The organism is Bacillus sp. BS98 (assembly GCF_008432245.1).
Classification (GTDB): Bacteria; Bacillota; Bacilli; order Bacillales; family Bacillaceae_G; genus Bacillus_A; species Bacillus_A toyonensis.
The window spans coordinates 1294534-1316248 of the sequence record NZ_CP043830.1; the positions used below are offsets into that span (position 1 = coordinate 1294534).

Genomic DNA, 21715 nt, shown 5'->3' on the forward strand with positions numbered 1-21715 from the left:
GTGGGAGAGAGAAAAATGAGCGAATATTTATCAATTCAACACATTCAAAAACAGTTTGATACATTTACAGCGTTAAAAGATATTTCTTTTACAGTGAAAAAAAATGAGTTTGTTTGTTTATTAGGCCCGAGTGGTTGTGGGAAAACGACGTTGCTTCGCATTTTAGCAGGGTTAGAAGAAGCGACAACAGGTAGTATAGCTGTGAATGGAAAAGATATTACAGCATTGCCGCCTGGTAAGCGGAACTTCGGAATGGTTTTTCAATCGTATGCATTATTTCCGAATTTAACGGCGCTTGAAAACATTGAATACGGCTTAAAGACAAAAAAATATGAAAAAGCAGAAGTAAAAGAGAAAGCGCTATTGGCGTTAGAACTTGTTGACTTACTGAATGTAAAAGATAAATATCCTGCTCAAATATCTGGTGGACAACAGCAGCGAGTAGCACTTGCACGTGCGCTCGCTCTGTCTCCCCATATTTTGTTACTAGATGAGCCGTTATCTGCTTTAGATGCAAAAGTGCGTGAAAAGTTGCGTAGAGAAATGCGTGATTTGCAAGAAAAAGTCGGAGTAACAACTATTATGGTAACGCATGATCAAGAAGAGGCATTAACGATGGCTGATAAAATTGTTGTAATGAATCATGCGGAAATTATGCAGATTGGAACACCAGAGGAGATTTACCAAAGACCAGCCAATCCGTTTGTGGCAGATTTTATTGGTTCTATTAATTTCTTTTCGAAAAATAATGAAGAACACGCAATTCGTCCTGAACATGTAACAGTTGTGCACAATAATGGTATGAAAACTGTTGTAGAAAGCATGGAATTCCGGGGGGCTGTATACCGGACGGAAGTGCGGGTCATAGAAGAGAAAACACACCTTTATAACGAGAAAATCGTAGTGGATATATTGGCATCAGAAGTAGAAGCAACTTCTATTAGGAAAGGAAAGCAAATTCAAATCTCTTTCTCAGAAAATCATATGTTGTCATATGGAAAGAAGGTCATTGTATAGATGGAGATGTTAGAAAATTATCAGGTAGAAAATACGAAAAAAAAGATTAAGAGACGTATCGGTAAAGAAGAGTGGATACAGAGACTAGTAATTATCGGTATGCTTCTTTCATTTCTTATCATACTTGTATTGCCTTTATTACAATTGTTTACACAAGCCTTTTACGATAAAGATGGAGCTTTCGTTGGTGTTGCGAATTTCAGTAAATATTTCACAACATCAACTTTAGTTCAATCATTACAAAATACGATATGGATTTCGGGCGCGACAACAATTATTTCCGTTACACTCGCTTTCATTTACGCATATGCGATCGCTCGTACGAATGTTTTTGGAAAGCGCATATTTCAGTACGTAGCGTTATTACCATTATTCGCGCCAACGATGATGCACGGTATAGCACTTACATATTTATTTGGTAATCAAGGGCTAGTAACGAAAGGAATGTTTGGTTTATTTGAAGGTATACAAATCCCTTTATATGGACCGGTAGGAATTGTAATGGCTGAAGTTATGTATACATTTCCGCAAGCATTCCTTATTTTATTAATTGCTTTTCAAGGATCTGACTATCGTTTATATGAAGCTTCTAATATGTTAGGAGCGAGTAAAACAAAGCAGTTTCTTACTGTTACTTTACCTAGTGTAAAGTACGGATTAATTAGTGCAATGTTCGTTGTATTTACACTTAGTTTCACTGATTTTGGGGCGCCAAAAATTGTAGGAGGACAATATAATGTGCTTGCTACTGACGTATATAAACAAGTAATTGGACAGCAAAATATGCCAATGGGGGCAACTGTCGGAATGATTTTATTAATCCCAGCTATCTTTGCTTTTGCAGTTGATCGTATTACGCAAAGAAAACAGGCGAATTTTTTATCTTCAAAAGCAGTACCTTACAGAATAATAAATAATAAGAAAAGAGATGTTATTTCGTTCGTATATTGTAGCGTAATAACGCTTATGATTATTCTTTTATTCGTTGCAGTTGGTATTGCTGCAAGTGTAAAAGTATGGCCGTATAATATGAGTTTTACATTTGAGCATTTTAATTTTTCAAGTTTAACGGGAGATGGACTTGAAGCGTTTAAAAATAGTGTAATTGTTTCAGCGGTTACAGCGGTTATTGGGGCAATTTTAACATTTGTGTTCGCGTATGCAATTGAGAAAATAGACCAGCTACAATTTTTCCGAAAAACAGGTTACTTTTTCTCTATCGTACCTTTAGCAATACCAGGTTTAGTACTTGGGTTAGGCTACGTTTTCTTCTTTAGTCAACCAACAATACAAATATTTGGACTTTCCGTAACGAACCCGTTTCATTCTCTATACGGAACAATTGCTGTGTTAGTACTAGTTAATATCATTCATTTTTATTCTGTAACATTTGTTACGGCAACGACAGCTTTAAAGAAATTAGATCGAGAGTTTGAACTAGTTTCACAGTCGATGGGGATCCCGTTTTATAAAACATTCTTTCGAGTTACGGTACCGATGTGTCTACCAGCCATTTTAGAAATGGTAATGTACTATTTCGTAAATTCCATGGTGACTGTCTCGGCAGTTGTATTCCTATACGCAGCTGATTTTAAACTAGCTGCTGTGTCAATTGTAAATATGGATGATGCAGGAAATGTGGCACCAGCAGCTGCGATGAGTGTACTTGTTGTTGTTACTAATATTGTAGTAAGAGTTGTATATGAATGGGGAACGAAAGCACTTCGTAACCGAACGTCAAAATGGCAACAAAGATAAAGTGAAACTTTAATCAGTGGGGGCATCCCCCGCTGATTAATAGTTGAACCAATCGGACTTTTAAGGCAGCATGATTCCCGCCTAACTTCTTTACGAGGGGGAGTCTTACTGCCTGGCGAACAGCGAGATAAATAAGAAGGGTGATGGATAGAATGAAAATAGAAGCAGTTATTTTTGATTGGGCAGGTACGACAGTTGATTACGGATGTTTTGCACCACTGGAAGTATTCATGAAAATTTTTCATAAACGTGGTGTTGAAGTTACAGCAGAAGAAGCACGTAAGCCAATGGGATTATTAAAAATAGATCATGTAAGAGCACTAACAGAAATGCCTCGTATTGCGAATGAGTGGAAGCGTGTTTTCGGACAATTACCAACAGAAGCAGACATTCATGAGATGTATAAAGAATTTGAAGAAATTCTCTTTGCTATTCTGCCAAACTATGCCACGCCAATTGATGGGATAAGAGAAGTGATGGCTTCATTACGTAAAAGAGGCATTAAAATTGGCTCAACAACTGGCTATACGAGAGAAATGATGGATATTGTTGCAAAAGAAGCAAAATTACAAGGGTATAAACCTGATTTTCTTGTGACGCCAGATGATGTTCCAGCAGGTCGTCCGTACCCGTGGATGTGCTATAAAAATGCGATGGAACTTGGTGTGTATCCGATGAATCATATGATAAAAGTGGGAGACACGGTGTCAGATATGAACGAGGGCAGAAATGCTGGGATGTGGACTGTTGGCGTAATTCTCGGTAGTAGCGAGCTCGGCTTAAGCGAGTGGGAAGTTGAAACTATGGATCCGGTAGAACTTCATGAAAAGATGGAAGTAGTTCGTAATCGTTTCGTTGAAAACGGAGCTCATTTTACGATTGAAACGATGCAAGAACTCGAGAACGTAATTGAACATATCGAGAAACAAGAACTTATTATTTCATAAAAGGGGCAAAGGATCATGAATGGAAATCACTACTTATTATTAACGCCAGGACCATTGACGACAACAAAAACGGTAAAAGAAGTTATGCTATACGATTGGTGTACATGGGATGTTGAATATAACACAATGGTGCAAGATGTAAGAGCTAAACTTGTATCGTTAGCAACGAAAGAAGAAGAGAAATATACAACGGTTTTAATGCAAGGAAGCGGTACGTTTTCAGTTGAAGCAGTGATTGGTTCTGTCGTTCCTAAAAATGGAAAGCTTCTTGTTTGTACAAATGGTGCATACGGTAAGAGGATTGTGCAAATGGCAGGGATGTTACATATAAATGTGGTCGTGAGTCAAACAGAAGAGTGGGAACCTACTAATATTGCAGAAGTAGAAAAGTTATTGCAAGAAGATAAAGAGATTACTCATATTGCAGTAGTTCATTGTGAAACAACTACAGGTATTATTAATCCAATTGTAGATGTATGTAAATTAGGAAAGCGATACGAGAAGGTTACAATTGTTGATGCAATGAGTAGTTTCGGCGGGATTGAAATAGACATTGCTGATTTGCAAATTGATTTTTTAATTAGTAGTGCGAATAAATGTATTCAAGGTGTTCCTGGATTTGGTTTTGTTATCGCAAATCGTGAGGAATTACTAAAGTGTAAAGGGCAAGCACGCTCTTTATCTCTTGATTTATATGATCAATGGGAAACGATGGAAGAGCAAAATGGGAAATGGCGTTTTACTTCACCTACGCATGTTGTACACGCTTTTTATCAAGCCTTGCTTGAACTAGAAAAAGAGGGCGGAGTAAGAGCACGTTGCAATCGATATTATAACAATCAAAAATTATTGGTCAACAGAATGAAAGAAATTGGATTTAAGTCATTAGTAGATGAAAAATATCAATCTCCTATTATTACATCGTTTATTTACCCAGAGGGATTTGAATTTCAGGAGTTATATAACGAGTTAAAGAAGTATGGATTTGTAATTTATCCAGGGAAAATTTCGAAAGTAGATACGTTCCGTATTGGAAATATCGGTGATGTACATGAGGAAGATATAAATCGTTTAGTTGATAGTATCGCCAAAGGAGTTGTTATAGGTTGAAAGTATTTTGCTTAGGTGGAGCAGGTAAAATTTGTCGTGAAGCGATTTTGGATTTAGTTCAATTTTCATCTTTTGAGACGATTACAGTAGCCGATTTTAACGAAGAAGAAGGTCGTAAAGTAGTAGAATGGCTCAACGATCCTCGTGTTGATTTTGTGAAAGTCGATGTGACAAATCATGAGGATACAGTTGCAAAAATGAAAGGCTATGACATTGTAATGGATGGTACGACGATAAAGTTAAATGGATTGTCTACTCGTTGTATTGCGGAAGCTGGGTGTCACGGTGTGAATTTGAATGGATTTGGTGAAGAAAATGAATCACATGCTATATTTGTTCAAAATGAAAAAACATGTTTACCCGGATTTGGTATGACACCAGGTGTAACGCAAATGATGGCCATGCATGCAGCAAATCAGCTAGATACTGTAGAGTATGTTCGTGTAAGTCACGGTTCGTATCGTCCAATTGCTTTTTCTGCATCAATTACAGAAACAACGACATATGAATATGATCCAAATTTACCATCGCGTACAGTATATGAAGATGGTAAGTTTAAGCAAGTACCTCCTTTTGCGCGACCAAGAGAAATTGAATTGCCAGCGCCTTATGGTAAAACAATGCAGTATATCATTCCGCATTCTGAAACGATTACGTTAGCAAAGGCACTAGAAAATAAAGGTGTCAAACTGATAGAGACGAGAGGAACTTGGCCAAAGAAAAATATGCAGCTCGTACGTGCTTTATATGATTACGGCATATTGCGTAATGATCAAATTGAAATAAACGGGAAAGAAATTGGCATTATGGATTGTATTTCGCAGTATTTATTACAATCGAAAGAAGGTCAAGAGACGGAAGTATACGGTTATGCACTTCATGTAGAAGTAGTAGGTATGAAAAATAATGAGAAACAGAGACATGTATTATATCATACACATCCGTTATCTGATGGATCTATTGTAGGATGGGAAAATTTAAGAGCTTATACGAGAAACGTCGGTATTCCATTTGGAATTGCTACCGAGTTAATTGCAAATGGGAATGTAAATAAAATGGGTGTTGTTACGCCTGAAGAAGCTTTCGAAAATCCACAACTTGTTTTTGATGAACTAGAAAAGCGCGGCATTTATATTCATGAAGAGGTTTCTACTTACAAAGAAAATTATAATTTTGTATAAGCAAGGAACTTTATGAGGTAGATACAAATGGGGTGAAGCTATGTCTGTAGTAGGAGAAGAAAGAAAGCGGACTATTCTTGAAAAAGTAGAGTTTAAAGGAAAAGTAAAGGTTTCAGAATTAGCGAGAGAATTCGCTGTATCAACAGAAACAATTCGTCGATATTTAGAAGAGTTAGATCGTGAAAAAAAGTTGAAGAAAGTGTATGGTGGAGCTGTTCAACTTCCAGGTGCCGGGATAGAGGCGCCGATGTTAGAAAGAGAAATGCTACATATAGAAGAGAAGAAAAGAATTGGTTATAAAGCAGCAACATTTGTAGAAGATGGTGATGTCATTGCAATTGATGACGGAAGTACACCACTTCAGATGGTTCCATATCTTGTTCATCGAAAAAATTTAACGATTGTTACGAGTTCTTTTCCAGTAGCGACACAATTAATCTCTTCTATTAATAAAAAGATGTTTCACGGTGAAGTTTTATTTATTGGTGGAAAAGTATCCCCAAAGCATTCGCGTGTATCAGGATCTATTTCTCAGCAAGTGATTCATCAATTTCATTTTCATAAAGCGTTTGTTTCGATTGATGGGTTATTACCTAGTTTTGGCGTTTCCAGTTTTGAATTAGAAAAAGCAAAACTGTCGGAAGCGATGATGAAATTAGCTGAGAAAACATATATTTTATGCGACCATACAAAAGTAGGCGTAAAAGGGAATTATAGAATAGCAGGATTTTCTCGTATTCAACATGTTATTTGTGATAAGAAAATGCCATATAGTTTTGAAGAAGAAGTTAAGAAGCATAATATTCAATGGACAGTGTGTTAAATAAAGTGAAAGCAGTAATGAAATAAAAGGTTTGCATTCATGCAAAAAGTGGACACATTTTCTCATTTCCTTCATATAATTTACCAATATAAAAAAAGTTGGCTGAAGGAAAGAAGGGGGAATATGTCAGAACGCATATATAATAAACTTGTAGTGTATGCAAATATTTTACAAAAAATTGGTTTTATTAATGAGAAAGAAAAAAGTGAAATTCTTCATACGATAGGTAAAAAATCCCTTTGAATAAAGGGATTTTTATTGTGTATCGCTAGAAACATATTTTACATGTAATATTGCAGTTATCAATATAAGGGAATTTTATTTTGAAAAAATTATATTAAGGCGCTAGTAGTAGCAACATTAGGCGACAAAGAAACAGAGAAAGCAGATGATAACTCTAATTCATGCCATACGGAAACAAAGAATCAAGTGGATAGCCAAAATATGATAACAGATAAATAATTAAGAGAATTTGTTAATAAAAAAGTATGTAATAGAAAAGATTTAAATACACCAATTACGAAAGAAGAGTTATTGCAAGTAAAGGACTTGTTTTTAAATACGAATGAGATTATTGATTATCGTGCATTGAAATATATGCCGCATTTTAAATTTTTAACAGTTGCGAATGCGAAGATAAAAGATCCGTCATTCTTTACGAACTTAAAGCAAATGAGAAAAATACGTTATTCTTTCATTAGAAGAATAACGTATTTTTTATTGTAAAATGAAGTAGGACATGGACGGCGGGATTGGTATATGAGTAGCCTATTTTTACGAGGAGCGTTGAAATCATATTGACAAAAAAGCATTCTCATGTGATAATTCAATTAAATTTTTAGAATAATCAAAAAATATTCCTTTTACATAGAAAGGATTCGAACATTATATAAATATTACGACGGGGGTGACGAAATGTTATTTTTTCTGAAGAAATGGAATGAATTAAAAGATGTGAAATCTGAATTGGCACTTCGTGATTGGTTTTATGGTACAAAAATTAGTTTATCGTTATGTACGTCAAAAGAGCCATTAACATTTTTAGTGAATGTCGAGGGAAGAGATAAAGGATTGTTTTCAGAAGAGGATTTTATTGTTGTCAATTGCATGTGTGAGCCAGTGTTTGAAAACGAGGAAAAACCAGCGGCAGAGTCATTTATGCATGCGGATATTTATAAAAAAAGCAGTGCGGAATGTATTTTACAAGTACAGACTGTAGATAGCCATTTAATATCAGAGTTATACGGAGAAGCAAGAGAAGTAACATTCGATAAACGTAGCGTGGAACGTGTTTTTGGAAAAGAAGGTATAACAGAAATGACAATTCCAATTGTAGAAGATGAAAAGAAATTTGCTGATTTGTTAGAAAGTAATGTTCCGAATTTTATTGAAGGTGGAGGAGTAGTTCTCGTTCATAATTACGGTATGATTGTGTGGGGGAAAACGCCAGAAGAAGCGAAAAAATGGCTAGAGGGTATAGAATATTTAATGAACTATCATGTAAAGTTGTTAATGATAAAAGGTGCGAAGAGCTCTGTTATATAAAAATGTTTGCGATGTTGTTACAATTCCATAAATAAATGAAAGCGTTTTAAAAATAATTTTACTCATAAAATATAGGTCTCCTTATTATATATAGATTACATGTTGACATGTAAGGAGGAACATATTTTGCGAGTTAAATATCATTTTCTGCCAAAACAGCAGGTGACTTATTGCAAGATAAATGATACTGGTGAAAAAGCATTACAAATTATGAATGAAACGGGATTTCGAGCAATCCCTGTATTAGCAGAAGATGAGAAGCTATTCATGGGGATTATTTATAAAGTAGATTTATTAGAAAAGAAGTGTAATAGCGGATTAGAGCATGTAAGTACAGGAGATATGTTAGAAAATTCCTCTGCATTTATTTTTGAAAAGGATTCTTTCTTCAGAGCGTTTTATGTGATTCGTCGTCTCCCATTTTTAGCGGTGCTAAATGATTATAATGAATTTGTTGGTATCTTAACACATTCCAATGTATTTGATGTTATTGAAGACTCATTCGGTATGCGGACGGGTGGTTATATATTAACAATTGCAACACAAGATTGTAAGGGAACGATTAAAGAGCTTGGGACATTGTTAAAAGCATATAATATCGGTGGGTTGTTTACGCTAGATAACGGTGATCAATATATTCGCCGTATTATCGTAAATATATCAGATGAGTTAGATGAAAAAAGATTAAAGAAATTAATCGAAAAAATAGAAAAAAAAGGATTCAGAGTGAGTCATGTAGATTATATTTAAGTGAAAAGGAAAGGTACCAATCTACTATATGTAGAGTGGTACCTTTTTTTCGTGTAAGTGATGAATTGTCTCCCACTATTTTTGTGAGCACCGCCGCCCGTAAACGCCCGATTGGTGAGGGCTAATAATTAGTGGTGAATGCCCCACTAATTAAAGTTTCACTTTATTTTGAAACAGCAGGTGGAGATAATGCTAAATCAGACAAAAAAATAAAGTCTGCATGCTCGCGAATTTTGGGAATAGAGGTTTCTATAACACGTGATGTAATTTCACCTGGAGGCCCAACGTGTCCGATAGCTACCATAATTGGTTTTTCTTGAATTTTTTTGATAAGTAATTGAGCTTGTTTTGAAATATGTCCTGCTGTATAAACATCATCAAAAAATAGTTGGTTTTCAATAATAGGCACCCCTAATTCTTTTCCGATTTGTGGGACGACACTATTAGGGTTTGTTTTGCTATCTAAATAAAATAAACCGTGTTTTTTACAAGCTGTAAGTATAAGACGTACAATTCTTTCGTCAGCTGTTACTTTTGATCCCATATGATTGTTCATTCCAATTGCATGCGGTACTTCTTTAATCGCTTGTTCGAGTCGGTTGTTTATTTCTTCATCGCTTAAATCAGTTGTAAGTGCTTTTGGTCCAAGCCATTCTTTTTTACCTTTAATAGGTTCCATTGGCATATGTATAATAACTTCATGGCCTTTTTTATGGGCAGCTATTGCATCTTCTTTTGTAGAAGGAAGGAAAGGCATAACAGCAACAGTCAGTGGAATGGGAAGTGATAACATTTTATCAGTTCCCTTCATATTATTTCCGAAGTCATCAATGACAATAGCTACTTTATTTGTATGGGCATTGGCTTGAATCGGAAACAAGAAGGATGGTAAGAACATAGTAAAAATGAGCAATGCAATCGTATATTTGCGCATATAAATATTTCCTCTCTATTTTATCCCGCTATTTGCGGGCAGTAAGATTCCCACCTCAAAATTCGGCTGGAGCAAAGAAGTTAGGGGGAAGATCCACTGCTCGTAAACGCCCGATTGGTGAGTGCTAATAATCAGTGGGGGATGAACAAAACCCCCCACTGATTAAAGTTTCACTTTATCAATCATCATTATGTTTTGCTTTTTTATATAAATTAAACAAAAAATGTCGAAGAAAAGTATATGGTAAATAGAGAAACCGCTATTTAATTGGTATTTGTAAAAAAAGAAGATGAAAAAAATGTCTATTATTGCGAATGTATTTACAAAGATAGAATAATTTGTAATAATTCTCAAAGTGAGGGTAAAGATTTGTAAATTACAGGGAGAAAATGTTTAATTTTCTGATTCTTCAAATTTGAATATGATTAAGCAGGTAAAAGGTCAATAGTGAAGTGAAGTTGAGAGCATGGAAGAATAATAAGGGGGATATGGATGTTTACTGTAAAAAGGAAGTACACATTAGAAAAGCTTTCACGTGATATTCATATGAAGCGTGAAGAAATGATTCAACTAGGATTAACAAGCGGGTTAACTAGTAGGGAAACAATTCAAGTTAGTCAAGAATTGGACAAGCTTATTTTACAATACCAGCGCTATAAAGAAAAACAAACACCAAAATGGTTTTCCATTATAAAGGTACCTATTTTCCAAATCGGATATGAAGGAAAATCGAATAATTTTTGGCGAATGCTTGTGGCGGGTTTTATGAAATAAGTATAATTACCCTTTTGTGATAAGGATAATTATACTTTATGTAACGGTATTTCGATATGAACTGTCGTTCCTTTGTTTTCTTTACTGTCAATAAAAATATGCCCATCGTACATCTCTACAATTCGTTTACATATGACAAGTCCAAGACCTGTTCCAGTATCTTTATTAGTAAAGAACGGATGAAAGAGGTGTTTTTGAATATGTTTTGGAATACCTTTTCCAGTATCAATAATTTGCAATTGTGCGTGTGTTTCATTGTCTGTTACGACAATGGTTAGTGTGTCACTAGAAGTCATGGCTTCAATTGCATTTTTTGTAATGTTTAAAACCACTTGTTTCATATGGTCTTTTGAGCAACGGATATGAACAGGATGGTCTGGCAAATGTAGATGGAATACAATGTTATGTAGATTCGCCTCAGATTGAATAATCAATGCTACCTCATTTAGAATAGTTCTCACATCATATGTTTGTTCAATGATAGCAGTTGGCTTTCCAAGAATAAGAAATTCACTTACAATTTCATTAATTCTCTCTATTTCTTGTTCGATGATGGAAAAGTAAAACTGATCCTGTTCATCTTTATATTTTTCTTTTAATAGCGCAACGAGTCCTTTAATTCCCGTAAGAGGATTGCGGATTTCGTGGGCTGTACTCGCTGCAAAAGTTCCAACCAATTCAATTTTTTGCAGTTCATTTTGTTGTCTTTCCAGCTTTGTTTGCCGTTTTAATAACATATATTGAGCGAGTAAAAATAAGATAGACATTAAAAATAAAGTAGCTATACATTCTATTGCAACCCATTGGTATAAAGTTTGCTTGTGGATAGGTAATGGAGAAACAGAGACCTTCCAATTTAACCTTTGGAGTGGGGTAGTGAGCATATTAGAATGCGCATCGCTTGTTTCATTATTGTCATCAGTTAGAAAAACTACATCATGTTTATCAGTTACTTCGAAATGGTATTGTGGTTTAATAGCATTTAAAGAAGATGAAATGTAGTCAAAGCGTAAACTTGCTAACAATAAGCCTGAGAGTTCCTTCTGTTTGTTAAATATTGGGGAAGCGATTATAATAGCTTGATGTCCAAGGACGCGATCTGTAATGACGGATGATACAGTTGTTTTCTTAGTTTGTAATGCGTCTTGAATATACTTGCGGTCTGAGACGTCTACAGGTCTTGATTCGCTTTCTGATGCGATGGTAATGATTCCTTCTGGTGTAACGTAATATAGACCAGAAAAGCGCGCATCGTTTCCATCTGTATCATGCACAATTTGTTTAATCCCATTTATGTTACCAGTCTCGGTACCTACGACTTTTGCAAGCATTTCTAAGGCAGAAATTGCTTCACCAAGGTGATGATCTAAATAGTCTCTATATAAAAAGAGAACCGTATGAGCAGATGTTTTGTTTTCCTGCTTCATTTTATACGTATGATAGGAATAAAATGTAGCACCAATCACTATCGTTGGTAGGATAACAAGCAATATATATAAAACTATGCTTTGGAATTTGACTTTCAAATGTGGTACTCCTTCTTTTTTTATTATCATTATATATAAACTATGTTAAAATTGTCATGTTTTTATTCAAGAATGATTCGTAATATATTAGGGGAGAAGAAATGGATGAGTGAATGCTCATTCGGAACTCACATGAAGTATTAAGCTGTATTTTCTTTTTATTGCTGAGAATTTAAGTGAAGGGTTGAAAGTTGTATGACATCAAATAATGAACGAGAAGATATTTCTCAATCTTTAAAAGTATTTATTGCATTATCTCGTGTACACCGTTCTGTTATGGATACTACAAATAAATCTATACAAAGTAACGGGTTAAATCCAACTGAATTTGCTGTATTAGAACTGCTATATCATAAAGGTGGTCAACCACTTCAGCAAATTGGTGAGCGCATTTTAATAGCTAGTGGCAGCATTACATATGTTGTAGATAAGCTGGAAAAAAAGGGATTAGTAAAGAGAATCCCATGTCCGAATGACAGACGTGTTATTTATGCGCAATTAACGGAGTCTGGGGAGAGTTTTATTGCTTCTATTTTTCCGGGGCATGAGCAAGTTATACATCAGTCTTTTGAAATGTTAACGAAGGATGAAAAGGATGAATTACTTGATTTGTTGAAAAAAATTGGAAAGTATGAAAAGTGATACTATGTTCCAAAGGAGCTTTGGATAAAAAATCCAAGGCTTTTTTGCATATAAGTAAGTAAGATGGCAGCTGCCGAATTTTGTTGAAAACTAAGAGGGGATTTGGGAAGAAGTATTGAATTATAGTAAAGGTATACATAATGGAGAGGAGGCTCGTTCATGTCATTTAAAGACTATGAATATAAACGGCCAAATATTGAAGAATTAAAAGAGAAATTTACTGTTGCTTTAGAGAAATTTGATAACACAAAAACTGTAGAAGAACAAAAACAAGTTATCAATTCAATTAATGAAATTCGCAATGATTTTGGTACAATGGGGAATCTTTGTTACATTCGTCATTCTGTTGATACGACAGATGCTTTTTATAAGGAGGAGCAAGATTTCTTTGATGAATACTCTCCAGTTGTACAAGGATATGGAACAAAATATTATAAGGCGTTAATTAGTTCTCCATTTCGTGAAGAATTAGAAGCCTATTACGGAAAGCAATTATTCGCTCTAGCAGAATGTGATTTAAAAACATATTCAGATGAAATCGTGAAAGATTTACAATTAGAGAATAAATTGTCTTCACAATATACACAGTTGTTAGCATCTGCAAAAATTGACTTTGCGGGAGAAGAAAGAACATTATCGCAACTGATTCCATTTATGCAAGGAAAAGAAAGAAGTGAACGTAAATCAGCAAGTGAAGCATACTACGGATTTTTAGCTGGAAATGAGGAAGAACTAGATCGTATTTATGATGAGCTTGTTAAAGTAAGAACGAAAATTGCGAAATCTTTAGGTTTCAAAAACTTTGTTGAACTAGGATATGCAAGAATGTATCGTACAGATTACAATGCGGAGATGGTTGCGAATTATCGTCAGCAAGTACTTGATTATATCGTTCCAGTTACAACGGAATTAAGAAAGAGACAAAAAGCACGTATCGGTGTAGAAAAGCTAGCATATTACGATGAAAACTTTGAATTTGCTACAGGTAATCCAACTCCAAAAGGAGATGCAGATTGGATTATTAATCATGGGAAAACGATGTATAAAGAGTTATCAGCTGAAACAGATGAATTTTTCAATTTCATGTTAGATAATGATTTATTAGACTTAGTTGCGAAAAAAGGAAAAGCTGGTGGCGGATATTGTACATATATCGAAAATTATAAAGCGCCATTTATTTTCTCAAACTTCAATGGAACATCTGGTGACATTGATGTATTAACACATGAAGCTGGTCATGCTTTCCAAGTATATGAAAGTCGTAAATTTGAAATTCCAGAATATAATTGGCCAACATATGAAGCGTGTGAGATTCATTCTATGAGTATGGAATTCTTTACATGGCCATGGATGAAACTATTCTTTGAAGAAGATGCAGATAAATATTATTTCTCACACTTAAGTTCAGCACTTCTGTTTTTACCATATGGTGTATCTGTCGACGAATACCAACATTATGTATATGAAAATCCAGAAGCATCACCAGCAGAGCGTAAGACAGCATGGCGTAACATAGAGAAGAAATATTTACCGCATCGTGATTATGAAGATAATGATTATTTAGAGCGCGGTGGCTTCTGGCAACGTCAGGGGCATATTTATAGCTCGCCGTTCTACTATATTGACTACACGTTAGCTCAAATTTGTGCACTGCAATTTTGGAAGCGCGCAAGAGATAATAGACAAGAGGCATGGGAAGATTATGTGAACCTTTGCCAACAAGGTGGAAGTAAATCATTCTTAGAATTAGTAGAAGTGGCAAATTTAACATCACCATTTGCTGAAGGTTGTGTGAAAAGTGTCATTACAGAAATTGAAGCATGGTTACATGCGATTGACGACACAAAATTGTAAAAAACATGCGCTTTTTTTCACATGTTTAACATCGACATAATGGGAAAATGATGAGATAATAAAAGAAAATTCAGAATACTAAAGAGGTGTTTCTAATAAGGAGCACCTCTTTTCACCAACAAAAAGGGGGGAAAGAAGTATGCTTCAATCTAATATGGATGTGAGTTTAGAAAGTTTGGTGAACTCATTGCAGTCTACCCGAAGCACGCTATTATCAGAAATTGAAATGTTAAATGATACAGAAGTGAATGTAAAGCCACGCCGTGATAAATGGAGTATTATTCAAATTTTACATCACTTACATTTAGTTGAACAATCTGTCACATCTGCCCTTGTATATGCTCTACACAAAAATGAAAGAAATGCGACTCCATTTAAAGACCTCCAACTTACGCTTGATCGCACACATAAAAGAGAAGCTCCTCAGCAAATGCAACCAACAGAAACTTTAATGAAAAAACAGCAAGGAATTCAATTGCTAGAACATTCACGACAAGAACTATTACATGCGCTTCATAGTATCATAGATGAAAAAGAATTAGTTGAAAATGGATTAAAGCATCCTGTTTTTAATGATTTGAATTTGTATCAGTGGGTTCAATTTCTTGATTTACATGAACAAAGACATCTTACACAGTTAAAAGAGGCGAAATACGCAATTTTGCAGCGATAAAGTGGAAGAAGTGGGAAACCACTTCTTTTTTGATACATGCATAGTTTTCTTTCTTACTTTGGAATACTACATGGAGAAAGAAAAGAAGGAGTTGAAAAGTATGTCCAAGAAAAAGAGAGAAGAAGAGCGTGCTTGGAAAGCACGTAAAGAGAATCAAAAACCACATGGAAAAGTGAAAGCTTTTGCTGAATTAGTTGAAGGAACAGAAAAAACGTGATGATTATTTCATCACGTTTTTTGTATGAGTGGAAAGGTTAATAAGAAGGTTGTACCGATTCCTTTTTCACTTATAATATCAATTTTTCCATTCATAGCTTGAACAACACTGAATACAACCATCATTCCAAGACCAGTCCCTTTTTCTTTCGTTGAATAGAAAGGAGAACCGAGGCGCTTCACCTGTTCTTGATCCATGCCAACTCCTGTATCTTTTATATATAGCTGGATATGCTTATGATCAGGAACTAATGTGAAATAAAGATCGCCGCCTTTTGGCATAGCTTCAATGCAGTTTTTTAAAATATTTAATAAGCATTGGTTTAGTTTTTGCTTCTCTCCAGCGATAAAGAAAGAAGTACTTTGCTTTATGTAATGAGTACGGACATTTGTTAAATTGGCAAGTGGTGTAATTAAAGATAGTGCATGCAGTAATTCTTCCTCGAGTTGTAGTGTTTGTTCTTTTTCAATACTCGGTTTTGCAAAGGTTAAATAGTCTGTGAGAACATGATTTGCTTGCTCAATACCATTAATGGCAATATCGATATATAATTTCCGTTCTTGCTCGGTACATGTATCAGACTGCAATAGTTGTAAAAATCCTTTCGTTGAAGTTAAAGGATTGCGAATTTCGTGCGAGATGGAAGCTGCCATTTCACCGATTAAATGAAATTTCTCAGCGTTCATAAGCTCATTTTGGAGACGAACCTGAGTTTGTAATATGTGTAGTAAATATAAAATAAGGATCGTACCAAGCATCGTACATAACTCATACACAATAATATGGGGTATATAATCTACCTTATTTGTAACTTCTGAAAGGAAGAAGGGTATCCAGCTAAATCCATATGTGAGACTGTAAATAATAGCAAGTGCTATTTTTATACGATTAGAAGTTCGATTGAAAAATTTGTACGTTAATAGTAGAACAATAAATAGAACAATAGAAGCGATAAGGGATGGGAAAACACCTATTCCTCCTAATAAGAAGCGATATATGTTTAATACAGCTAAAATAGAACCACCAGCAATAGGCCCTCCTGTCAATGTACCGACAATTAATACGATATGACGCATATCAAATTGAAAACCATTATTTGTTTTTGCTGCAAAAGTGATACATAGTATTGTAGCGAGGCAACACAGTACAATAAATATAGCTGAATTTAATTTAGGAGACCGTTTCCCTTTTTGATTCCAAAATAAGTGATAAATAAGCATTGTAACGAGAATGGATAAAATATTTAAAAAGAGGTAAATAATAAAGTGTTTCAGTGGGATGCCTCCTCTCTCCGAATAGTAAATTAATCATACTATAAAATGAAAGAAATGGAATATAAAATAGCGGAAAAATCAGAAATTTTTTCTGGTAGTATACAATATGTTACAATATGTTTTGTCAATGAAAGAAGAAATTCCATGCACCGCATGGGAGAGGTTCGCGAACTCCCTCTATAAAAAACTATGGAAACAACAATATCCTTAGGTATTGTTTTGTTTTTTTATTGTGACAGTTCAAGAACGTTCTTTCTTCTTATTCGTAGTAGAGAAGGAGAATGAGTGAAATGAAAAAAGAAAAAGCAGTTGTTGTTTTTAGTGGTGGACAAGATAGTACAACATGTTTATTTTGGGCAATAGAGCAGTTTGCAGAAGTAGAAGCTGTAACATTTAATTACAATCAACGTCATAAATTAGAAATTGATTGTGCAGTGGAAATTGCGAAAGAGCTAGGAATTAAACATACGGTACTAGATATGAGTCTATTAAATCAACTTGCTCCAAATGCGTTAACGAGAACGGATATGGAGATTACACATGAAGAAGGTGAATTGCCATCGACATTTGTAGATGGACGAAATTTACTATTCTTATCATTTGCTGCTGTATTAGCAAAACAAGTTGAGGCACGTCATATTGTAACGGGTGTATGTGAAACTGATTTTAGTGGTTATCCAGATTGCCGTGACGTGTTTGTGAAATCGTTAAACGTTACATTAAATTTATCTATGGATTATCCATTTGTCATTCATACACCACTTATGTGGATTGATAAAGCAGACACGTGGAAATTATCTGATGAACTTGGCGCATTCGAGTTTGTTAGAGAAAAAACATTAACATGTTATAACGGAATCATTGGTGATGGTTGCGGTGAATGTCCAGCATGTCAACTTCGTAAAGCAGGATTAGATACGTACTTACAAGAACGCGAAGGAGCGAACAACTAATGGATAATTTCTTTGGATTTCGCATCGTAGAAAATTTGCAAAAAATGGACAAGGATATTCAACGTAAACAACTCAAATATCATAATAAAAGAGTAATGGTCAGCAAGGAATTTACATTTGATGCAGCGCACCATTTACACTGTTATGAAGGAAAATGTAAAAACTTACATGGTCACACATATAAAGTTGTATTTGGGATTAGTGGATATGTAAATGAAATAGGCCTTGCAATTGACTTTGGAGATATAAAAGAAATTTGGAAAAACGAAATTGAAATATATTTAGATCATCGTTATTTAAACGAAACATTACCAGCGATGAATACGACTGCTGAGAATATGGTCGTTTGGATTTATGAAAAGATGGCAGAAGCATTAACGAAAGATAATCGTGTGAACGAATATAAAGGAGCTCGTGTTGAATTTGTTCGTCTATTTGAGACGCCAACTAGTTATGCGGAAGTAAGACGGGAGTGGATGCTCGATGAGTAAAATTCCTGTCTTAGAAATATTCGGTCCGACTATTCAAGGAGAAGGCATGGTTGTCGGGCAAAAGACTATGTTTATTCGAACTGCTGGCTGTGACTATAGCTGTTCTTGGTGTGATTCTGCTTTTACATGGGATGGATCGGCAAAAGATCAAATTAGACAAATGCCAGCGGAAGACATTTGGAATGAGCTTGTTGAAATTGGAGGAGAAAATTTCTCTCATGTTACGATTTCGGGTGGGAATCCTGTTTTATTGAAAAATATTGAGTCGCTTCTTTCTATATTAAAAGAGAATGGGATGCGAACGGCGATAGAAACACAAGGGAGTAAATGGCAAGATTGGTTACTTCAAATTGATGAGATAACCATTTCGCCAAAACCACCAAGTTCGGGAATGAAAACAGATTATCAAAAGTTAGATGCTGTAATTCAGAAACTAGCAGGAAAAGATATTAGTTTAAAAGTAGTAGTATTCGATGATCGCGACTTTGAATATGCAGTTAAGATGCACGAACGTTATCCATCTGTACCATTTTTCTTACAAGTAGGGAACGATGATACGAAAACAGTGGATGATGCAATGCTTATTAAAAAATTATTAGATAAGTATGAGTGGCTTATTGAAAAAGCTGTTAATTGTAAAAAAATGAATGATGCGAAAGTATTGCCGCAGCTTCATGCGTTAGTATGGGGAAATAAACGAGGCGTATAAAGAGAAGGGATGTTTAAAATGGCAGGAAGATTAGATGAAGATTTAAAAGATGTAACATTATTAGGAAATCAAAATACAAAATATTTATTTGAATATAGCCCAGAAATTTTAGAGGTATTTGATAATAACCATCCAAACCGTGATTACTTTGTAAAATTCAATTGTCCTGAATTTACAAGCTTATGCCCGAAAACAGGACAACCAGACTTTGCAACAATTTATATTAGCTACATTCCTGAACAAAGAATGGTAGAGAGTAAATCTTTAAAGTTATATTTATTTAGCTTCCGCAATCACGGTGACTTCCACGAAGATTGTATGAATGTAATTATGAATGATTTAATTAAATTAATGGATCCGCGTTACATTGAAGTATGGGGCAAATTCACACCACGTGGTGGTATTTCAATTGATCCATATTGCAACTACGGTCGACCAGGAACGAAGTATGAACAAATGGCAGATTACCGTATGATGAACCACGATCTATATCCGGAAACGATTGATAATCGTTAATAGAAAGAAAAGTCCTGTATACTATACAGGACTTTTCTTTCTATTATATTATGCATTTTGATTAATGACAGTATAGTTTTTATGACTTACAACTGTAAGAGGTTCCATATCTAGTTCTCTAAAATTCTCCATAATTGTTATATCAACAATAACAGAGTTTTGATTTACCTTTTGAACACGGCCTTGCATTCCACCTTTAAATTCGATGATATCTCCAGTTTCTGCGATCTGCATAAGCAACTCTCCTTGTTACAGTTTTTCCAAAAAAGAATAATTTGGGATTTTTTATTTTCCTTTATTTTGAACTATGTTTCCTGTTTTGTAAATGTTTTCAAAGGAAAAAGTCGAAAAATATTCATATTTTGTAAGATAATATCCATATTTCATATGATGCTGGAGAAAAAGTGTTTATATCTTTATAATGAAAATGGATGTTGGTCTGTTTAATAAGGGGGAAATAGGAACGGTAAAATAATGTTTGAAATTATGGGGAGCTTTATAGCTTTGTTCTTATATTTATTTTCTTATACACAGTTGAAGAAAATTCGTCAACATGAAACGAATACATATTTTGATGGAATAGATGCTTCAGTTACTCATAGTAGTGGCGGAGATATGTAACAATATGTAACTTTTATTTTCAGCATGTTATGATGAATGTAAGAAATAGTACATAATATAGTTCGTAAGTGATGAATGGAGAGTGAAAAGAATGTGGATATCTTTTATTCGTCATGGTCGCTTGAATAGTACTATAGAACCGATGACAATTACTTCATTTCATGAATGGCTGAAGAGATATGATGTAGATAGTATGAGTAGGGAATGTAACATACCGATTGAAACAATTGAGGCAGTAGAATCGGCAAATTTAATTGTATCGAGTGATCAAAGACGTGCTGTACAGTCAGCAGCGGAATTAATGAATTCTTTGTCCTTTGTGCAAAATTCTCTTTTTAGGGAAGTAGAAGTACCGTCGAGTTTTTTTGCACCAGAATGGTTTAAATGTAAGCCGGGGACTTGGTTTTTTATTGGACGTGCTTTATGGATGGTTGGGTATCATAAAGATGTTGAGTCGTATAAGGAAGCAAGGGGAAGGGCAAAAGAAGCTGCTAACATGTTACATCACTATGCAATGGTGCACGGGAAAATCGCGATAGTAGGACATAGCTATTTTAATACGATGATTGGTGCGGAACTGAGGGCGATGGGATGGTCTGGACCTCCTATTTTTCATCGGAAGCCGTGGGGATATACAAAGTATACGTTCCATGAGGCGATGAATGGAAGTGTATTAAATACAAAATTAACTTAAAAGCACACGATTTTATATAAAATCGTGTGCTTTTTTTTAAGATATAGAAACCAATGTACGTAATGGTTTTATTAGATGAGCATAAGGTTCGCCAACGAGCATTACGGTTTTATCTTTGTTGTAACCTAGTTTTTCATACAGTGAAAAAGCACGCTTGTTTTCTAAATTAACAAGTAAGGCGATTTTTTCATAACCTGTTTCAGCTGCATGAAGTTCAGCTGCATCGATTAACTTAGAGCCAATGCCACGTCCGCCGTACATATTTGAAACTGACAACGTGTCAATATAATACTCATCAAGTTCAGCTTCTTTTTCTAACGTAATGGATTCATCTTCATGTAGTTCTCTTAAGTGGCGTATGATTGGTGCATCAAGTTGTTGAGCGTCACTACCGTGATAAGCGACAATAACCCCAACTACCTTTCCATCTTGTTCCGCCACTAAACAGTTTTCATAGCTCAATCGATTATTTTCTTTTACGAACCATTTTTCAAGTCCTAGTAATACATTTGCTTCAACTGTGCTACCAGTGATTTTTTCAGCAATTTCATGCAGAGCATTATACAATAAAGGAGATATTGCCTTTGCATCTGTCTTTGTTGCTTTCCGAATCATAGTATCCCTCCTAGTTCTATTTGTATATTGTAACATAGTGGTATGGAACTTTGTATGATTGAATGCCAAAATGTTTGATATAGAGAAGTAG

24 protein-coding genes, 1 pseudogene and 1 riboswitch are annotated in these 21715 nt (G+C 34.9%); of the genes and pseudogenes, 20 read left to right on the plus strand and 5 right to left on the minus strand.

The annotated features are described in order from the left end of the window. Positions 1-15: 15 nt before the first annotated feature. The 9 genes and pseudogenes from F0362_RS06815 to cbpA all read left to right on the plus strand — a co-directional run bounded on the left by F0362_RS06815 (position 16) and on the right by cbpA (position 9131). A complete protein-coding gene (locus tag F0362_RS06815) occupies positions 16-1017 on the plus strand; it encodes a putative 2-aminoethylphosphonate ABC transporter ATP-binding protein (protein ID WP_000006204.1) in 1002 nt (333 codons plus the stop codon). Continuing rightward, the gene (locus tag F0362_RS06820; protein WP_000425539.1) at positions 1018-2775 is read left to right on the plus strand and encodes a putative 2-aminoethylphosphonate ABC transporter permease subunit; all 1758 of its coding nucleotides are present in this window, start codon (positions 1018-1020) and stop codon (positions 2773-2775) included. A gap of 152 nt (positions 2776-2927) precedes the next feature. After that, positions 2928-3722, plus strand: a complete 795-nt coding sequence (gene phnX / locus F0362_RS06825; RefSeq protein WP_000687390.1) for a phosphonoacetaldehyde hydrolase — start codon at positions 2928-2930, stop codon at positions 3720-3722. Between the two features lie 15 nt (positions 3723-3737). Beyond that, positions 3738-4832 (plus strand): 2-aminoethylphosphonate--pyruvate transaminase, encoded by a 1095-nt coding sequence (gene phnW, locus F0362_RS06830; protein WP_149889714.1) that lies wholly within the window; start codon positions 3738-3740, stop codon positions 4830-4832. Beyond that, a complete protein-coding gene (locus F0362_RS06835) occupies positions 4829-6013 on the plus strand; it encodes a saccharopine dehydrogenase family protein (RefSeq protein ID WP_000862167.1) in 1185 nt (394 codons plus the stop codon). Before phnW ends, F0362_RS06835 begins: the two co-directional genes overlap by 4 nt. A 40-nt stretch (positions 6014-6053) precedes the next feature. After that, positions 6054-6836 (plus strand): DeoR/GlpR family DNA-binding transcription regulator, encoded by a 783-nt coding sequence (locus F0362_RS06840; protein ID WP_000117656.1) that lies wholly within the window; start codon positions 6054-6056, stop codon positions 6834-6836. Between the two features lie 357 nt (positions 6837-7193). Next, a pseudogene (locus tag F0362_RS30850) lies at positions 7194-7511 on the plus strand (NEAT domain-containing leucine-rich repeat protein); the annotation flags it as partial. A gap of 240 nt (positions 7512-7751) precedes the next feature. Further along, a complete protein-coding gene (locus F0362_RS06850) occupies positions 7752-8381 on the plus strand; it encodes a class II aldolase/adducin family protein (protein WP_149889715.1) in 630 nt (209 codons plus the stop codon). Between the two features lie 126 nt (positions 8382-8507). Next, positions 8508-9131 carry a cyclic di-AMP binding protein CbpA gene (gene cbpA / locus F0362_RS06855; RefSeq protein ID WP_001264227.1) on the plus strand — a complete coding sequence of 208 codons (624 nt, stop codon included), beginning with the start codon at positions 8508-8510 and terminating at the stop codon, positions 9129-9131. A 163-nt stretch (positions 9132-9294) separates the two neighbouring features. Here the strand turns inward: cbpA and F0362_RS06860 are convergent, their stop codons facing one another. After that, positions 9295-10065 carry a divergent polysaccharide deacetylase family protein gene (locus F0362_RS06860; RefSeq protein WP_001234113.1) on the minus strand — a complete coding sequence of 257 codons (771 nt, stop codon included), beginning with the start codon at positions 10063-10065 and terminating at the stop codon, positions 9295-9297. 492 nt (positions 10066-10557) lie between these two features. On the opposite strand from F0362_RS06860, the gene F0362_RS06865 reads away from it, so the two are divergent. Then, entirely contained in the window at positions 10558-10839 is a 282-nt protein-coding gene (locus F0362_RS06865) for an aspartyl-phosphate phosphatase Spo0E family protein (RefSeq protein ID WP_000495542.1), read from the plus strand. Positions 10840-10868: 29 nt separating this feature from the next. Here F0362_RS06865 and F0362_RS06870 read toward each other — a convergent pair whose 3' ends face one another. Continuing rightward, on the minus strand, positions 10869-12365 hold the full coding sequence (locus F0362_RS06870; protein ID WP_000865077.1) for a DUF3149 domain-containing protein: 1497 nt from the start codon (positions 12363-12365) through the stop codon (positions 10869-10871). A gap of 195 nt (positions 12366-12560) precedes the next feature. Between F0362_RS06870 and F0362_RS06875 the strand changes: the two genes are divergently transcribed. The 4 genes from F0362_RS06875 (at position 12561) to F0362_RS30855 (ending at position 15751) form a co-directional block, all read left to right on the plus strand. Next, entirely contained in the window at positions 12561-13007 is a 447-nt protein-coding gene (locus F0362_RS06875) for a MarR family winged helix-turn-helix transcriptional regulator (protein WP_000203343.1), read from the plus strand. 159 nt (positions 13008-13166) lie between these two features. Then, positions 13167-14861, plus strand: a complete 1695-nt coding sequence (locus F0362_RS06880) for a M3 family oligoendopeptidase (protein WP_000008590.1) — start codon at positions 13167-13169, stop codon at positions 14859-14861. A 139-nt stretch (positions 14862-15000) separates the two neighbouring features. Further along, on the plus strand, positions 15001-15534 hold the full coding sequence (locus tag F0362_RS06885; RefSeq protein ID WP_000941967.1) for a DinB family protein: 534 nt from the start codon (positions 15001-15003) through the stop codon (positions 15532-15534). Between the two features lie 100 nt (positions 15535-15634). Next, a complete protein-coding gene (locus tag F0362_RS30855; protein WP_000038354.1) occupies positions 15635-15751 on the plus strand; it encodes a DUF6254 family protein in 117 nt (38 codons plus the stop codon). An 11-nt stretch (positions 15752-15762) separates the two neighbouring features. Here the strand turns inward: F0362_RS30855 and kinB are convergent, their stop codons facing one another. Continuing rightward, positions 15763-16971 carry a sporulation sensor histidine kinase KinB gene (gene kinB / locus F0362_RS06895; RefSeq protein ID WP_002038243.1) on the minus strand — a complete coding sequence of 403 codons (1209 nt, stop codon included), beginning with the start codon at positions 16969-16971 and terminating at the stop codon, positions 15763-15765. Positions 16972-17178: 207 nt separating this feature from the next. After that, positions 17179-17222: riboswitch (PreQ1 riboswitch) on the plus strand. A gap of 93 nt (positions 17223-17315) precedes the next feature. Here kinB and queC point away from each other — a divergent pair. Genes queC through queF form a run of 4 tightly spaced genes read left to right on the plus strand, consistent with a single transcriptional unit; the run spans position 17316 to position 19694 of the window. Then, positions 17316-17978 carry a 7-cyano-7-deazaguanine synthase QueC gene (queC, locus tag F0362_RS06900; RefSeq protein ID WP_000711602.1) on the plus strand — a complete coding sequence of 221 codons (663 nt, stop codon included), beginning with the start codon at positions 17316-17318 and terminating at the stop codon, positions 17976-17978. Next, the gene (queD, locus tag F0362_RS06905; RefSeq protein ID WP_000368413.1) at positions 17978-18469 is read left to right on the plus strand and encodes a 6-carboxytetrahydropterin synthase QueD; all 492 of its coding nucleotides are present in this window, start codon (positions 17978-17980) and stop codon (positions 18467-18469) included. Before queC ends, queD begins: the two co-directional genes overlap by 1 nt. Beyond that, entirely contained in the window at positions 18462-19178 is a 717-nt protein-coding gene (gene queE, locus F0362_RS06910) for a 7-carboxy-7-deazaguanine synthase QueE (RefSeq protein WP_000036310.1), read from the plus strand. The genes queD and queE overlap by 8 nt, the downstream gene beginning before the upstream one ends. Positions 19179-19196: 18 nt before the next feature. Beyond that, positions 19197-19694 carry a preQ(1) synthase gene (gene queF / locus F0362_RS06915; RefSeq protein ID WP_000918895.1) on the plus strand — a complete coding sequence of 166 codons (498 nt, stop codon included), beginning with the start codon at positions 19197-19199 and terminating at the stop codon, positions 19692-19694. Positions 19695-19742: 48 nt separating this feature from the next. Here the strand turns inward: queF and F0362_RS06920 are convergent, their stop codons facing one another. Further along, the gene (locus F0362_RS06920; RefSeq protein ID WP_001165081.1) at positions 19743-19928 is read right to left on the minus strand and encodes a YkvS family protein; all 186 of its coding nucleotides are present in this window, start codon (positions 19926-19928) and stop codon (positions 19743-19745) included. 240 nt (positions 19929-20168) lie between these two features. On the opposite strand from F0362_RS06920, the gene F0362_RS30475 reads away from it, so the two are divergent. Then, positions 20169-20315: a hypothetical protein gene (locus tag F0362_RS30475; RefSeq protein ID WP_000461689.1), complete on the plus strand. Its 147-nt coding sequence runs from the start codon at positions 20169-20171 to the stop codon at positions 20313-20315. A gap of 91 nt (positions 20316-20406) precedes the next feature. Next, the gene (locus F0362_RS06925) at positions 20407-21009 is read left to right on the plus strand and encodes a histidine phosphatase family protein (RefSeq protein WP_000264991.1); all 603 of its coding nucleotides are present in this window, start codon (positions 20407-20409) and stop codon (positions 21007-21009) included. A 36-nt stretch (positions 21010-21045) separates the two neighbouring features. On the opposite strand, the gene F0362_RS06930 is transcribed toward F0362_RS06925, so the two are convergent. Then, on the minus strand, positions 21046-21624 hold the full coding sequence (locus F0362_RS06930) for a GNAT family N-acetyltransferase (protein ID WP_000619577.1): 579 nt from the start codon (positions 21622-21624) through the stop codon (positions 21046-21048). Positions 21625-21715 lie beyond the last annotated feature (91 nt).

Coding starts and splice junctions, on each gene's coding strand:
- F0362_RS06815 (WP_000006204.1), top strand. CDS start 16: ATGAGCGAATATTTATCAATTCAACACATTCAAAAACAGTTTGATACA.
- F0362_RS06820 (WP_000425539.1), top strand. CDS start 1,018: ATGGAGATGTTAGAAAATTATCAGGTAGAAAATACGAAAAAAAAGATT.
- phnX (WP_000687390.1), top strand. CDS start 2,928: ATGAAAATAGAAGCAGTTATTTTTGATTGGGCAGGTACGACAGTTGAT.
- phnW (WP_149889714.1), top strand. CDS start 3,738: ATGAATGGAAATCACTACTTATTATTAACGCCAGGACCATTGACGACA.
- F0362_RS06840 (WP_000117656.1), top strand. CDS start 6,054: ATGTCTGTAGTAGGAGAAGAAAGAAAGCGGACTATTCTTGAAAAAGTA.
- F0362_RS06850 (WP_149889715.1), top strand. CDS start 7,752: ATGTTATTTTTTCTGAAGAAATGGAATGAATTAAAAGATGTGAAATCT.
- F0362_RS06860 (WP_001234113.1), bottom strand. CDS start 10,065: ATGCGCAAATATACGATTGCATTGCTCATTTTTACTATGTTCTTACCA.
- F0362_RS06865 (WP_000495542.1), top strand. CDS start 10,558: ATGTTTACTGTAAAAAGGAAGTACACATTAGAAAAGCTTTCACGTGAT.
- F0362_RS06875 (WP_000203343.1), top strand. CDS start 12,561: ATGACATCAAATAATGAACGAGAAGATATTTCTCAATCTTTAAAAGTA.
- F0362_RS06880 (WP_000008590.1), top strand. CDS start 13,167: ATGTCATTTAAAGACTATGAATATAAACGGCCAAATATTGAAGAATTA.
- F0362_RS06885 (WP_000941967.1), top strand. CDS start 15,001: ATGCTTCAATCTAATATGGATGTGAGTTTAGAAAGTTTGGTGAACTCA.
- F0362_RS30855 (WP_000038354.1), top strand. CDS start 15,635: ATGTCCAAGAAAAAGAGAGAAGAAGAGCGTGCTTGGAAAGCACGTAAA.
- kinB (WP_002038243.1), bottom strand. CDS start 16,971: ATGCTTATTTATCACTTATTTTGGAATCAAAAAGGGAAACGGTCTCCT.
- queC (WP_000711602.1), top strand. CDS start 17,316: ATGAAAAAAGAAAAAGCAGTTGTTGTTTTTAGTGGTGGACAAGATAGT.
- queD (WP_000368413.1), top strand. CDS start 17,978: ATGGATAATTTCTTTGGATTTCGCATCGTAGAAAATTTGCAAAAAATG.
- queE (WP_000036310.1), top strand. CDS start 18,462: ATGAGTAAAATTCCTGTCTTAGAAATATTCGGTCCGACTATTCAAGGA.
- queF (WP_000918895.1), top strand. CDS start 19,197: ATGGCAGGAAGATTAGATGAAGATTTAAAAGATGTAACATTATTAGGA.
- F0362_RS06920 (WP_001165081.1), bottom strand. CDS start 19,928: ATGCAGATCGCAGAAACTGGAGATATCATCGAATTTAAAGGTGGAATG.
- F0362_RS30475 (WP_000461689.1), top strand. CDS start 20,169: ATGTTTGAAATTATGGGGAGCTTTATAGCTTTGTTCTTATATTTATTT.
- F0362_RS06925 (WP_000264991.1), top strand. CDS start 20,407: ATGTGGATATCTTTTATTCGTCATGGTCGCTTGAATAGTACTATAGAA.
- F0362_RS06930 (WP_000619577.1), bottom strand. CDS start 21,624: ATGATTCGGAAAGCAACAAAGACAGATGCAAAGGCAATATCTCCTTTA.